Here is a 12,662-nt window from a genome sequence, read left to right as displayed (position 1 = left end):
CTCGAGCGGCTGGGTATCGAACATATTCCAGCCTATTCCCCTGAAGCGCGAGGCCGCTCGGAGCGGATGTTCTCCACCTTGCAGGATCGGCTGCCGAGGGAGCTGGCGCTGGCCGGAATTGCCGACATCGAGGCCGCCAACCGGTTCATCGCACAGACCTACCTACCAGCTCACAATGCCCGCTTCGCCAGGCCGGCCGCGGTCGAGGACAGCGCCTTTGTCGCCGCAGACCCGCAACAACTGGCCCAGATCCTGTGCATCGAGGAGGAGCGCGTCGTTGCCCGCGACAACACGGTCGCCTTCGCGCGGCTGCGATTGCAGCTGCCACAGAGCCCGATCCGGCATCACTTCGTCAAAGCCACCGTCAAGGTCAGGCACTACCCGGATGGAACCCTCGCGATCTTTCACGGGCCGCGCCGCATCGCTCGCTACAGCTCTGACGGCGCCGCAATCGAAGACACTTGCCCCATCAGGCAAGCCGCGTGAACCGCTTCGACGCCAAAACAGAAGCGGACAGATCATGTGCTACCAAACCGGACAACTTGATTAGCTACCGACAGGGGCGGGCCGAACACAATCGGCCCGCCCCTGCCGCCGCCAGGCCTCAGGCGGCGAGCGCGGTTTCGGCCAGCTTCACCCAGTAGCTCATGCCGTGCGGGATGGCCTCGTCGTTGAAGTCATAGGCCGGGTTGTGAAGGCCGGCGGTGTCGCCATTGCCAATGAAAATGAAGGCGCCGGGCCTGGCTTCCAGCATGTAGGAGAAGTCCTCGCCGCCCATCACCGGCTGGATGCCGCGGTGGACATGAGCGTCGCCGGCGACGTTTGCCGCGACGTCGCTGGCAAAAACCGTCTCTTCCGCATGGTTGAAGGTTACGGGGTAGTTCGCCTGGTAATCGACCTCGATCTTCGCGCCGAAGGCCGTGGCCAATCCGTCGCAGATGGCACGAATGCGCTCTTCCGACTTCTTGGCGATTTCCTTGCGCAAGGTGCGCACCGTGCCTGCGATCTCCGCCGATTCCGGGATGATGTTGTAGGCGTCGCCGGCATGGAATTTGGTCACCGACACCACCACCGCTTCGACCGGGTCGGTGCTGCGCGAGGCGATCGTCTGCAGGGCGCCGACCAACTGGCTGGTGATGACGATCGGGTCGATCGTGCCGTGCGGCATCGCCGCATGGCCGCCGCGGCCCTTAACGGTGATGGTGAATTCCGCGGTCGCCGCCATGATCGGGCCCGGCCGGATGGCGAACTGGCCGACCGGCAGGCCCGGCATGTTGTGCATGCCGAACACTTTCGCGATGTCGAAACGCTCCATCATGCCGTCCTTGACCATCTCGTTGCCGCCACCGCCGCCTTCTTCGGCCGGCTGGAAGATGACCGCCACCGAACCGGCGAAATTGCGCGTCTCGGCGAGATATTTCGCCGCACCCAAAAGCATCGCCGTATGGCCGTCATGGCCGCAGGCATGCATCTTGCCGGGAACGGTCGAGGCATAGGGCTTGCCGGTGATCTCGTTAAGCGGCAGCGCGTCCATGTCGGCGCGCAGGCCGATGGTGGCGCCTTCGCCCTGGCGGCCGCGAATGATGCCCACGACGCCGGTCTTGCCCAGCCCCGTCACCACATCGTCGCAGCCGAAGGCCTTCAGCTTCTCGGTGACGAAGGCGGCTGTCTTGAAGACGTCGAAATTCAGTTCCGGGGTCTGGTGCAGATATCGTCGCCAGCCGGCAACCTCGTCCTGCATTTCGGCGGCACGGTTCAGGATTGGCATGATGGTTCCATCTCGCTGTTGGGGCAGGTCCGCTGCCTTGCAATTGTGATCGTCAGGCACTTTGCCATGTTGACGTCACATAGAGTAAATAGCACCGCAACAATGCGGTCCGTTTTTGAGGGCGGACTCATTTTGCTGGCGATCGCGTAAATCTTACGGAGCCAGGGGCGACTACGGCAAGAGGCGATTTCGGATTCGATCATGCGGCACAGGCATTTCCTCAAACTATTCTGCGCGGGCGCCGTGGCGTTCTCGGCGCTGGCCGGGCCGGCGCTGGCCAATCCGGTCGTGCTGTTCGACCTGAACAGCGGCAAGATCCTCCAGCATCAGGACGCGTTCAAGCGCTGGTACCCGGCATCGCTGAGCAAGCTGATGACGGCCTATGTGACCTTCCGGGCGATAGCGGCCGGCGAGGTCCGGCTCGATTCGCCGATCAAGGTAACGAAACATTCCGCCGCCGAGCCGCCGAGCAAGATGGGCTTCAAGCCAGGCTCGGTGATGCGGCTCGACAATGCGCTGAAGATGATGCTGGTCAAGTCGGCAAACGACATCGCCATGGCCGTCGGCGAGAATGTCGGGGGATCGCAGGCAGCCTTTGCCGAGCGCATGAACGCCGAAGCGGTCCGGCTCGGCATGAACGGAACGCATTTCGTCAATCCGAACGGGCTTTATTCGCCGGACCAGTACACCACAGCGCGCGACCTGGCCGTGCTGGTGACGGCGATCCGCCGCGAGTTTCCGCAATATGCGCCGTGGTTCTCGATCGAGGGGCTTGCGGTCGGCAAGAGGGCGATCCCCAACTACAACCTGTTGATCGGCCGCTATCCCGGGGCCGACGGCATGAAGACGGGCTTCGTCTGCCCCTCCGGCTTCAACATGATCGGTTCGGCGACCCGCAACGGCCGCACGCTGGTGGCGGTGGTGCTCGGCGAGAAGTCGGCGATCACCCGTGCCGAGGCCGCGGCCAAACTGCTCGACCAGGGTTTCGATACGCCTGCCGCCGGCTCGGCCACCATTGCCACGCTGGCGCCCTACGGCGACACCATCTCGCCCAACGACATGCGGGACGAGGTCTGCAAGAAGAAGGCGCCGGCGGAGCAGTCCGAGGCGCCGCCCGCCGTCGCCAAGAACGTGCCGAAATCGCCCTACCAGGAAAAGCTCGACCATGTGCCGACGCTGGTTGCCGTCGGGCTTGGCGGCGCGACCGGCCCGACCCCGCTGGCCATGCTCGCCCAGGGCAGCCAGGAATATGCCGACGTGCCTATTCCGACCTGGCGGCCGGACAGACCGGCGCCCGGCGCCGGCCCGACGGTGGCGGGCTCGGCTGCGCAGGGCGACCAACCCGTCAAGGTTGCGAACTAGGCAATGAGCGGTTTTCCCATCCCTGTTTCCGTGCTGACCGGTTTTCTCGGCGCCGGCAAGACGACGCTGCTCAACCGGCTCCTGAAGGACCCGGCGCTGGCCGACACGGCCGTCATCATCAACGAATATGGCGAAGTGGCGATCGATCACCTGCTGGTGGAACAGGCGTCCGATGGCATCATCCAGCTTTCGGACGGCTGCCTTTGCTGCACGGTACGCGGCGAACTGGTCGACACGCTGGCCGATCTGGTCGACCGGCTGCAGACCGGCCGCATCGCCCGCCTTGCCCGCGTCATCGTCGAGACCACCGGCCTTGCCGATCCGGCACCGGTGCTGCAATCGATCATGGCGCATCCGGCACTGGTCCAGGCTTTCCGGCTCGACGGCGTCATCACCTTGGTCGACGCGGCCAACGGCGATGCCACGCTCGACGCCCATGTCGAGGCGGTCAAGCAGGTCGCCGTCGCCGACCGCATCGTGCTCTCCAAAACCGACCTGGTCGCTGGTCCGGATGGACCGGAAGCGCTGCGGACGCGGCTGCGGCAGATCAATCCGGGCGCCGAACTGCTGGCTGTCGACGATGCGAAAACGAGCGTCGCAGCGCTGTTCGACTGCGGCCTCTATAACCCGGCGACCAAATCCGCCGATGTGCGGCGCTGGCTCGGCGAAGAAGCGATGCATAACCATGATCATCATGATCATCATGATCATGACGGGCATGACCACGGGCACGGCCACGACCACGGGCACCGGCATGATCAGCGCATTCGCACCCACTCCCTGGTGCATGACGGCCCGGTGCCGTTCTCGGCCATCGAGATGTTCCTCGATCTTTTGCGCTCCACGCATGGCGAGCGCCTGCTGCGAATGAAGGGCGTCATCGAACTCGAGGAAGATCCGTCGCGGCCGCTGGTGGTGCATGGCGTGCAGAAAATCCTGCATCCGCCGGCTCGATTGCCGTCCTGGCCGGACGGCCAGCGCGGCACCCGGCTGGTGCTGATCACGCTCGACATGCCCGAAGACTATGTAAGGCGACTGTTTGCCGCCTTCACCAACCGGCCCTCGATCGACACGCCCGACCGCGCGGCGCTGGAGAACAATCCCCTGGCGATCGCGGGACGCTGACCTTTACGACAGCTATTCGCCGCGCTCGACCAGGAAGCGGTGACCGCCTGATATGGCGGATGTCTCTACGAGATGATGACCAGAGTCGGCGCAGAACGCCGGAATGTCGATAACGGCGAGCGGATCGGTCGTTTCCAGCCAGAGCCGGCTGCGGGGCCGCATCCCGGCCAGCCGCTTCTTCGCCTTCAGCACCGGCAAAGGGCAGTTCAGCCCCTTCAGATCGTAGACGGTGACGTCGGTCACGGCGAAAAATGTCAGCCGCCGAACATGCCGAGCAGCTTGTTCTTCAGCCTCGTCGCGCGGCTCTCGTCGGCACTTGCGGCCTGCGTTTCGGCCGGCGGTGCGGGCTCGGCCGGCGCTTCGATCGTCGCGGTGGCGACAGGGGCTTCCTTGGCGGTCTTGGCCGCTTCCTTTTCGGCCAGCGCCTGCGCCTTGGCGGCTTCCTTTTCGGCCAGCGCTTGCGCCTTGGCCTGCTTGGCAGCTTCTATCGCGGCCAGCCGCTGCTCCTCGGCTTTTTGCTTCGCGGCCTTTTCGGCATCGAGCGCGGCCATCTTGCGGCCGGCGGGCGAATCGATGCGGCCCATGCGCGCCGTCTCGGTGACCGAGCCGTCCGAGTTGAGCGATGGCGGGTCGATCGGCACGCGCTCGCCGCGCGCACGGCGCTTGGACCAGTCGGAGACGATGCTGGCTTCCTTGATGCCGGCGATGGTGGGCTTGGGCGCCGGCGTGCTTGCCTTGAGGGCGCCGTTGAACGCAGCCTCATACGTGCTCTGATAAGCACTGTAGGCGCTTTTCAGCGAATCCGGCTGCGTGGACGCAGGGCAGGGGCCGGTCGGATTGAATGTGGTGCCTTCGGGAGCCACCTGGTTGAAGACGTAGCGCTTCTCGCAAACGTCGACTTTCGGCGGTACCTTGGTGATCTCGAAATTGTCGTAGCCGACCTTCAGCATCTTCCAGAATTCGTAATTCGGGTCGTTGCGGTAGCGCGCCATGTTGGCGGCGGTCATGCGGAACGGGAAGGCCTGGATCTGGAACTCGGTCTGGCCGCCCTGGAAGGCATCGCGGCCGAACGCATAGATCTGCTCGATCTGGGCATCGGTCATCGAATAGCAGCCCGAAGACGAGCAGGCGCCGTGCACCATCAGGTTGGAGCCGGTGCGGCCGTTGGCGCGGTCATAGGCGTTGGGATAGCCGATGTTGAAGGACAGATGGTAGTTCGAGCGCGGGTTCATCTGCGCCGGACGCACGGTATAAAAACCTTCCGGCGCCTGGCGGTCGCCCTCGGTGTATTTCGGCCCGAGCTTGCCCGACCATTTGCAGATATCGTAGCTGGCGACCATGTCGTAGCGGCCGTTGGTCTTGGCCTTCCAGATTTCGAGCTTGCCCTCTTCCTTGAAGATGCGCGCCATCACCGAGGAGGTGCGCACCATGCCCTTGGCCCTCATGTCGGCCAGGATCTTGTCGGGCAGGGGCTTGTTGGCCTCCGGGGCAAAATCCTTCATCGACGAATCATTGCAGCCGGCAACGGCTATCGCGGTGATGAGAATTCCGGTGCGGGCAAGCTTGGCAAACATGGATAAGGCTACGTCTTCTCTTTCGGGCCAATGGCTTCGAAACGGCCGAGCCCGCATGCTGAACACAGACGGACCGTACGCCCGTTAACCTTGAAAATTCCTTACCGCAAGCCTCGGCCACCCCTCACGGCAATTCCATTGAACCGAATCCGGCGGCATTTTTGTGGCGAAATTGCTCATCGCCGCCACATTGCCGTGGAGCGTTGCCGTGGAGGCGGCTTGCGGCGGCCCGGTTGAGCCGCCAAATCGTGGTCAGAGGCTGCGGCCCATTGCCAGATACTTCTCGCGGCGCTGCTCGCGAAAATCCATGTTGGCGCCGGCAAAATCCTTCATCGTCTTGGCGATGAGATCGCCCGTCGCGGCAATCACCGTTTCGGGTGCGCGCTGGGCGCCGCCGATCGGTTCGGGAATGATGGCGTCGATGATCTTCAGTTCCAGAAGGTCCTGGGCGGTGATCTTCATGTTGGTCGCCGCGTCCTTGGAGCGCGTCGTGTCGCGCCACAGGATGGAGGCCGCGCCCTCGGGCGAGATCACCGAATAGATGGCATGTTCCAGCATGTAGACGCGGTTGGCGGTGGCGATGGCAATGGCGCCGCCCGAACCGCCTTCACCGATGACAACCGAAATCGATGGCACCTTGAGCGCAAGGCAGGCCGAGGTCGAACGGGCAATGGCTTCGGCCTGGCCGCGCTCCTCGGCGCCGACGCCGGGATAGGCGCCGGCCGTGTCGACCAATGTCAGCAGCGGGATCTTGAAGCGGTCGGCAAGCTCCATCAGCCGCACGGCCTTGCGATAGCCTTCGGGGCGCACCGAGCCGAAATTGTGCTTCAGCCGGCTCGCCGTGTCGGAGCCCTTCTCCTGGCCGAGGATCGCTACCGGTTCGCCGCGGAACCGGGCAAAGCCGCCGACGATCGCCTGGTCCTCGCCGAAATTGCGGTCGCCGGCGAGCGGCGTGAAATCGCTGAACAGGCCCTTGATGTAGTCGACGCAGTGGGGCCTGTCGGAGTGGCGCGCCACCTGCACCTTCTGCCATGGGGTCAATGCCTTGTAGAGATCGCGCAGGGCATCGCGCGACCGCTTCTCGAGCCTGCTGATCTCGTCGGCGACATCGACCGCCTCGCCGTTCTCGGCAAGCTTCTTCAGTTCCAGGATCTTGAGTTCCAGATCCTGCACCGGCTTTTCGAAATCGAGGTAGTTGTACATGCTTGGGCGGACCGATACGTCGGAAGCAAAGACTGGCGGGACCCTGAAATCCGGGGCTCCGGGCGATGGAACGTCGCCCTCACATAGCGATATGAGGTCTAGTCGGCAAGCGGGTGATGATCGTTGACCAGCCGCACCAATCGCTCCTCCAGCACATGGGTATAGATCTGTGTCGTCGATATGTCGGCATGGCCAAGCAGTTGCTGGACGGCCCTGAGATCAGCCCCGTTCTGTAAGAGATGGCTGGCGAAAGCATGGCGAAGCACATGTGGCGAGACCTTGGCCGAGGCGATGCCGGCCCGGGCCGCCAGCCCCTTGAGGTCGCGAGCGAAGACCTGGCGCGAGAGGTAGCCGCTGTCCGACGCGGCAGGAAACAGGAACGGGCTGTCAGCGAAAGCGGGCACCTTGGCCCGGGCGGCGAGCCAGGCTCGCATCGCCGCGCGCGCCTTGGCCGACAGCGGCACCATGCGCTCCTTGTCGCCCTTGCCGCGCACCATGAAGAAACGGTCGTCGCGCTGCGCCACCGTCACCGGCAAGCCGACCAGTTCCGAAACGCGCAGGCCTGTCGCATAAAGCACTTCGACCAGCGCGTGCAGACGCAGCGCCGCCAGCCTGTCGCTGTCGCCGAGCCCGGCATCGCCGGCCTCCTGCGCGGCGCGGTCGATCAGCCGGCCGGTGTCGGCCTCGCTCATGGTCTTCGGCAGCGGGCGGCCTTTTTTCGGGCTGTCCAGCGTGCCGGTCGGGTCGTCGCGGCGCAGGCCCTCGGCGTAGAGGAATTTGAAGAACTGGCGGATCGCCGACAATTTGCGTGCCTGCGATGTCGGGGCGAAGCCGCGTGCGGCGATGTCGTCGAGATAGGCGCGGATGTCTTCGGCGCCGGCGCCGGCAAGACCGCCGGGGATTTCCTGCGAAGCGTCATCGAGGTCGCGGCGATAGGAGGAAAGCGTGTTTTCGGCGGCACCCCGCTCGGCGCTCATCATCTCCAGAAAGGCTTCGATGCGGGCGGCGCTGTTCATTTCCTGAAGTTTTTCTTCGGGCTCAGTTTTTCTTTGGGTTTAGCTTTTCCGCAGGGATGCGCACGCTCATTTCCGCCTTTTTCGGCTCGACGAACATCACCAACGCGAACATCGTACCATAGGCGATGCCCGCCAGAATCGCTGTTATCACGACGAGGCGAAACAGTGTCGGCATCAATCTTCGCCCGTCTCTTGTTCTGCGTTTCCAAACCCTGTGCCCTTATGGGACGCCAATCCGGCCAATTCAAGCGAGAAGCTGAAGCGCGCCGGCAACTTCCAATGCAGCCGGTTGCTCGCCCGCGGGAGGCCAGCCTGCCTCAGTGCGCTTGACGCAACCGGGCTTTTCATGTCGATACGCCGGCAAAGAGGGCTTCGAGGCTGATGAACGCGCTACCAGCAAATCCTCCGGGCGGGAGCCATGCCGCGCTGCTGGGCAGGCTCGGCGGCCGCTCCATCGTCTTTGTCGGCCTGATGGGCGCCGGCAAGACCGCGATCGGCCGCAAGGTCGCCAGCGTGCTGGCGCTGCCTTTCATCGACAGCGACCAGGAGATCGAAAGCGTCTCGCGCATGACCGTTCCGGAACTGTTCGAACGCTATGGCGAAACCGAGTTCCGGGCGCTGGAGCAGCGCGTCATCCTGCGCGTGCTGGAAAACGGCCCGCAGGTGCTGTCGACGGGCGGCGGCGCCTTCATGAACGCACAGACGCGCGAGGCGATAGCGGCACATGGCGTGTCGGTATGGCTGAAGGCCGAACTCGACCTTTTGATGGACCGGGTCTCCAAGAAACAGAACCGGCCGCTGCTGAAGAGCCCCGATCCGCGTGGCGTGCTCGAGCGGCTGATGAGTGAACGCTATCCGGTCTATGCGACATCGGACGTCACCGTGCCGACCCGCGACGACCGCAAGGAAGTCATCGCGGCCGAGGTGGTGGAGGCGCTGTGCCGGCATTTCGATATCGCCCAGACCACTCCCGCGGGTGAGGTCGAACCGTGAACGCCAATGCAGCCGTTGCCGTCGAGGTCGGACTTGGCGAGCGGGCTTACGACATCCTGATCGGGCCGGGGCTTTTGTCGCGCGCCGGCGCCGAGATGTCGCGCCGCCTGCCGGGCCGACGCGCTGCAGTCGTGACCGACGAAAACGTCGCGGCGGCGCATCTCGATACGCTGAAGGCCGGCTTGCTCGAGAGCGGCATCGAGCCCGCCGTGATCACGCTGCCGCCCGGCGAGAAAACCAAGAGTTTCGCGCATCTCGAAGCGGTGGTGGACGGCGTCCTGGCCGCGAAGCTGGAACGCGGCGATGTCGTCATCGCCCTCGGCGGCGGCGTCATCGGCGACCTGGCCGGCTTTGCCGCCGGCATCGTGCGCCGCGGCATGAACTTCGTGCAGATCCCGACCTCGCTCCTGGCGCAGGTCGATTCCTCGGTCGGCGGCAAGACCGGCATCAACAGCGCGCGCGGCAAGAACCTGGTCGGCGTCTTCCACCAGCCGAAGCTGGTGCTGGCCGATACCGGAGTGCTCGATACGCTGCCGATCCGCGAATTTCGCGCCGGCTACGCCGAACTCGCCAAATACGGGCTGATCGACCGGCCCGAATTCTTCGCCTGGCTGGAGAAAAACTGGGCCAGCGTGTTCGCCGGCGGACCGGAGAGGGTAGAGGCCATCGCCGAGGCCTGCCGCGCCAAGGCCGATGTCGTTGCCCGCGACGAGTTCGAGACCGGCGACCGCGCGCTGCTCAATCTCGGCCACACTTTCGGCCATGCGCTGGAGGCCGCCACCCGATATGACGGCGCCCGCCTCGTGCATGGCGAGGGGGTCGCCATCGGCATGGCGCTGGCGCATCGCTTCTCGTCGCGGCTCAACCTGGCCAGTCCTGACGCCGCGGCGCGCGTCGAGGCGCATCTCAACACGGTGGGACTGCCGTGGCGGATGGCCGACATTCCGGGCGAACTGCCCGACGCCGATGCGCTGCTTGGCTTCATCACCCAGGACAAGAAAGTGTCGCGCGGCGCGCTGACCTTCATCCTGACGCGCGGCATCGGAGAGGCCTTCATCGCGAAGGACGTGCCGGCCTCGGAAGTGCTCTCGTTCCTCAGGGAGAACCACCCGAGCGGGACGGGAAGCCGTCCGAAATGAACGGGGCCGGCTGGATCGTCGTCGCTGTCCTTGCCGTCCTCATCCTGTTGGCCGTCGCCATGCGCACGCGCCTGCTTGCCGCTTTGGGCTATGAACTGTCGCGCATCGAGCCGCAGCGCTCGAGCGGGGACGAGCTGCGCGGCGCCGTCGACGATTTCCGCCGCGACGGCCAGGTGGTGCGCGAGGAGCGCGACCGCATCGGCGGGTTGTTCGACCTCGAGGAGCTCGAAGTCTCCGACGTCATGGTCCACCGCACCAATATGCGCTCGGTCAATGCCGACAATGCGCCGGAAGCCGTGGTGCGCGAGATCCTGCAGAGCCCGCACACCCGCATGCCTTTGTGGAAGGGGTCGCTCGACAACATTGTCGGCGTGCTGCACGCCAAGGACCTGCTGCGCGCCCTCAACGATGTCGGCAACGACTTCTCCAGGATCGATGTGATGAAGATCGCGTCAAAGCCCTGGTTCGTGCCCGATACGACGACATTGCAGGAACAGCTCAACGCCTTCCTGCGCCGCAAGGCGCATTTCGCCGTCGTCGTCGACGAGTATGGCGAGGTCGAGGGGCTGGTGACGCTGGAGGACATCATCGAGGAGATTGTCGGCGAGATCGCCGACGAGCACGATGTCGACATACAGGGCGTCAAGCAGGAGGCGGACGGTTCCGTCGTCGTCGACGGAACCGTGCCGATCCGCGACCTGAACCGGGCGCTCGACTGGGACCTGCCGGACGAGGAGGCAACCACCATCGCCGGCCTGGTCATCCATGAGACGCAGTCGATCCCCGAGGAGAAGCAGGCCTTCACCTTCCACGGCAAGCGTTTCATCGTCATGAAACGCGACAAGAACCGCGTCGCCAGGCTCAGGATCAGGCCGGCAGGCGACAGCTGAACGGTCCATCGTGTCGCAGACACGCACAACCGCGTCATCCCTGATGCTCAACAGTCCTTGGTCGAGCGTTCGCCGACCATTGCGTCGGTGTCGGCGTCGACGGCCGCCAGGCTGACTTCATAGCCCCAGAGATGCCGGATGTGGCGAAGGGTCGCGTCGCGGCTGTCATTCTCCAGCACGACCCCATTCTTCACCTTGTGCTGTAGCCGCAAATGCCGGTCGCCGAGCAGGTCCACGTCCACAACCTGGATGTCGGGCCGGCTCGCGCCCACATCATAGCTGTGGGCCAGCGCGGCGCGTATGTTGTTGTAGCCTCGCTCGTTGTGGATCGATGCGACTTCGTAGTGCGGTTGGTCGGCTCCATCGGCCAGGACGAAGAGCCGCCATTTTCGTATCAAGGTCGGGCTGAGATACTGGCGAATGAAGGATTCGTCGCGGTGGTTGGCCCAGGCGTCGAGCAGCGTCTCAAGCCAGTCGCCACGGCCGGCTATGTCCGGGAACCAGTCGCGATCTTCGGCTGTCGGCTCGGTCGAGATGCGCTGAATGTCCTGCATCATGTCAAGCCCGAGCGCGTAGGGGTTGATGCCGGAAAACCGCTGGTCGTCGAAGGATGGCTGGAAGATCACGTTCGAGTGGTTGCGCAGGATTTCGAGCATCGCGCCTTCGGTGATCCGGCCACGGTCGAACAGCATGTTCATGAGCGTGTAGTGCACGAAAGTGGCGCAGCCTTCGTTCATCACCTGGGTTTGCCGCTGCGGGTAAAAATACTGCGCAATGACGCGGACGATCCTGAGGATCTCGCGCTGCCAGGGTTCGAGGACAAGGCTGTTCTTCTCAAGGAAATAGAGCAGGTTTTCCTCGGGCAGATTGAGCGATTTCTTCCGCTCCGACACGCCTTCATCGCCCGCTTCGGAGTTGTCGGCGTCCTGCGCGGGCGGCAGGGTGCGCCATAAGTCATTGTAGGAACGCTCCTCGTATTCGAGGCGCTCGCGAAGTCCCTCGCGCTGCTGCTCCGACGACAGTTTCGGCGGCCGGTGATACCGGAACACGCCTTGCTCCATCAGCGCGTGTGCGGAATCGAGAATGGCTTCCACGGCAGCCAGGCCGTGCCGCTCCTCGCACCGGGCGATGTAGCCCTTGGCAAAGTCCAGATAGCTCAGGATTCCTCCGGCATCCGTCCATTGGCGGAAAAGGTAATTGTTCTTGAAGAAGTGATTGTGTCCAAGTGCTGCATGGGCGGTCACCAAGGCCTGCAACGCCATGGTGTTTTCCTCCATCAGGTAGACGATGCAGGGATTGGAATTGATGACCAATTCATAGGCCAGCCCGCGACCGCCTTTGCGATAGAGAAGCTCGTTGTAGAGGAAATGCTTGCCGAACGACCAATGCCGGTACATCAGCGGCATGCCGACCGACGAGTAGGCGTCGAGCATCTGCTCGGAAGAGATGACCTCCATCTGCACCGGATAGGTGTCGAGATGAAGCTGGTCGACCGCAATCGCCTCGATCTCCTCATAGACCCGCGACAGCTTTTTGAAATCCCAGTCGGATCCGGAGAAAAGCAACCCCGATTTGTTGGCCTGGCCAGCCAT

General features: G+C 64.1%; 12 protein-coding genes and 1 pseudogene. 6 read left to right on the top strand and 7 right to left on the bottom strand.

Translation table 11 applies throughout. The features are described 5' to 3' along the window. Positions 1–486: pseudogene (locus tag FJ426_RS31470) on the top strand (hypothetical protein); the annotation flags it as partial. A 118-nt stretch (positions 487–604) separates the two neighbouring features. Here FJ426_RS31470 and FJ426_RS21510 read toward each other — a convergent pair. Then, positions 605–1,768: a M20 aminoacylase family protein gene (locus FJ426_RS21510; RefSeq protein ID WP_140525775.1), complete on the bottom strand. Its 1,164-nt coding sequence runs from the start codon at positions 1,766–1,768 to the stop codon at positions 605–607. Between the two features lie 201 nt (positions 1,769–1,969). Between FJ426_RS21510 and FJ426_RS21505 the strand changes: the two genes are divergently transcribed. Both FJ426_RS21505 and FJ426_RS21500 read left to right on the top strand, forming a co-directional pair. Next, on the top strand, positions 1,970–3,130 hold the full coding sequence (locus tag FJ426_RS21505; protein WP_140525774.1) for a D-alanyl-D-alanine carboxypeptidase family protein: 1,161 nt from the start codon (positions 1,970–1,972) through the stop codon (positions 3,128–3,130). Positions 3,131–3,133: 3 nt separating this feature from the next. Continuing rightward, entirely contained in the window at positions 3,134–4,255 is a 1,122-nt protein-coding gene (locus tag FJ426_RS21500) for a GTP-binding protein (RefSeq protein WP_140560155.1), read from the top strand. A gap of 12 nt (positions 4,256–4,267) precedes the next feature. On the opposite strand, the gene FJ426_RS21495 is transcribed toward FJ426_RS21500, so the two are convergent. The 5 genes from FJ426_RS21495 to FJ426_RS21475 all read right to left on the bottom strand — a co-directional run bounded on the left by FJ426_RS21495 (position 4,268) and on the right by FJ426_RS21475 (position 8,223). Continuing rightward, on the bottom strand, positions 4,268–4,498 hold the full coding sequence (locus FJ426_RS21495; RefSeq protein WP_181165390.1) for a sulfurtransferase TusA family protein: 231 nt from the start codon (positions 4,496–4,498) through the stop codon (positions 4,268–4,270). A gap of 11 nt (positions 4,499–4,509) precedes the next feature. Next, positions 4,510–5,829 carry a murein L,D-transpeptidase family protein gene (locus FJ426_RS21490; protein WP_140560156.1) on the bottom strand — a complete coding sequence of 440 codons (1,320 nt, stop codon included), beginning with the start codon at positions 5,827–5,829 and terminating at the stop codon, positions 4,510–4,512. A gap of 252 nt (positions 5,830–6,081) precedes the next feature. Continuing rightward, positions 6,082–7,032, bottom strand: coding sequence for an acetyl-CoA carboxylase carboxyltransferase subunit alpha (locus tag FJ426_RS21485; RefSeq protein WP_140525771.1), 951 nt, complete (start codon positions 7,030–7,032; stop codon positions 6,082–6,084). Positions 7,033–7,130: 98 nt separating this feature from the next. Then, positions 7,131–8,048, bottom strand: coding sequence for a site-specific tyrosine recombinase XerD (locus tag FJ426_RS21480; RefSeq protein WP_140513912.1), 918 nt, complete (start codon positions 8,046–8,048; stop codon positions 7,131–7,133). Positions 8,049–8,070: 22 nt separating this feature from the next. Then, complete coding sequence (locus tag FJ426_RS21475) at positions 8,071–8,223, bottom strand: histidine kinase (RefSeq protein WP_140513945.1); 153 nt, start codon at positions 8,221–8,223, stop codon at positions 8,071–8,073. 206 nt (positions 8,224–8,429) lie between these two features. Here FJ426_RS21475 and FJ426_RS21470 point away from each other — a divergent pair, with 206 nt between their 5' ends. The 3 genes from FJ426_RS21470 to FJ426_RS21460 are packed head-to-tail and all read left to right on the top strand — an operon-like array spanning position 8,430 to position 11,070. After that, complete coding sequence (locus FJ426_RS21470) at positions 8,430–9,041, top strand: shikimate kinase (RefSeq protein ID WP_140513911.1); 612 nt, start codon at positions 8,430–8,432, stop codon at positions 9,039–9,041. Continuing rightward, positions 9,038–10,180: a 3-dehydroquinate synthase gene (gene aroB, locus FJ426_RS21465; protein WP_140560157.1), complete on the top strand. Its 1,143-nt coding sequence runs from the start codon at positions 9,038–9,040 to the stop codon at positions 10,178–10,180. Before FJ426_RS21470 ends, aroB begins: the two co-directional genes overlap by 4 nt. Further along, entirely contained in the window at positions 10,177–11,070 is an 894-nt protein-coding gene (locus FJ426_RS21460) for an HlyC/CorC family transporter (protein ID WP_140560158.1), read from the top strand. Before aroB ends, FJ426_RS21460 begins: the two co-directional genes overlap by 4 nt. Positions 11,071–11,117: 47 nt before the next feature. On the opposite strand, the gene FJ426_RS21455 is transcribed toward FJ426_RS21460, so the two are convergent. Next, entirely contained in the window at positions 11,118–12,662 is a 1,545-nt protein-coding gene (locus FJ426_RS21455) for a SpoVR family protein (protein WP_140500756.1), read from the bottom strand.

It is taken from the genome of Mesorhizobium sp. B2-6-4, from assembly GCF_006441495.1.
Lineage (GTDB): Bacteria > Pseudomonadota > Alphaproteobacteria > Rhizobiales > Rhizobiaceae > Mesorhizobium.
Note: the sequence above shows the minus strand (reverse complement) of the source record. Positions and strands in the feature narration are given on the sequence as shown.

Coding starts and splice junctions, on each gene's coding strand:
- FJ426_RS21510 (WP_140525775.1), bottom strand. CDS start 1,768: ATGCCAATCCTGAACCGTGCCGCCGAAATGCAGGACGAGGTTGCCGGC.
- FJ426_RS21505 (WP_140525774.1), top strand. CDS start 1,970: ATGCGGCACAGGCATTTCCTCAAACTATTCTGCGCGGGCGCCGTGGCG.
- FJ426_RS21500 (WP_140560155.1), top strand. CDS start 3,134: ATGAGCGGTTTTCCCATCCCTGTTTCCGTGCTGACCGGTTTTCTCGGC.
- FJ426_RS21490 (WP_140560156.1), bottom strand. CDS start 5,829: ATGTTTGCCAAGCTTGCCCGCACCGGAATTCTCATCACCGCGATAGCC.
- FJ426_RS21485 (WP_140525771.1), bottom strand. CDS start 7,032: ATGTACAACTACCTCGATTTCGAAAAGCCGGTGCAGGATCTGGAACTC.
- FJ426_RS21480 (WP_140513912.1), bottom strand. CDS start 8,048: ATGAACAGCGCCGCCCGCATCGAAGCCTTTCTGGAGATGATGAGCGCC.
- FJ426_RS21475 (WP_140513945.1), bottom strand. CDS start 8,223: ATGCCGACACTGTTTCGCCTCGTCGTGATAACAGCGATTCTGGCGGGC.
- FJ426_RS21470 (WP_140513911.1), top strand. CDS start 8,430: ATGAACGCGCTACCAGCAAATCCTCCGGGCGGGAGCCATGCCGCGCTG.
- FJ426_RS21460 (WP_140560158.1), top strand. CDS start 10,177: ATGAACGGGGCCGGCTGGATCGTCGTCGCTGTCCTTGCCGTCCTCATC.
- FJ426_RS21455 (WP_140500756.1), bottom strand. CDS start 12,662: ATGGCTGGCCAGGCCAACAAATCGGGGTTGCTTTTCTCCGGATCCGAC.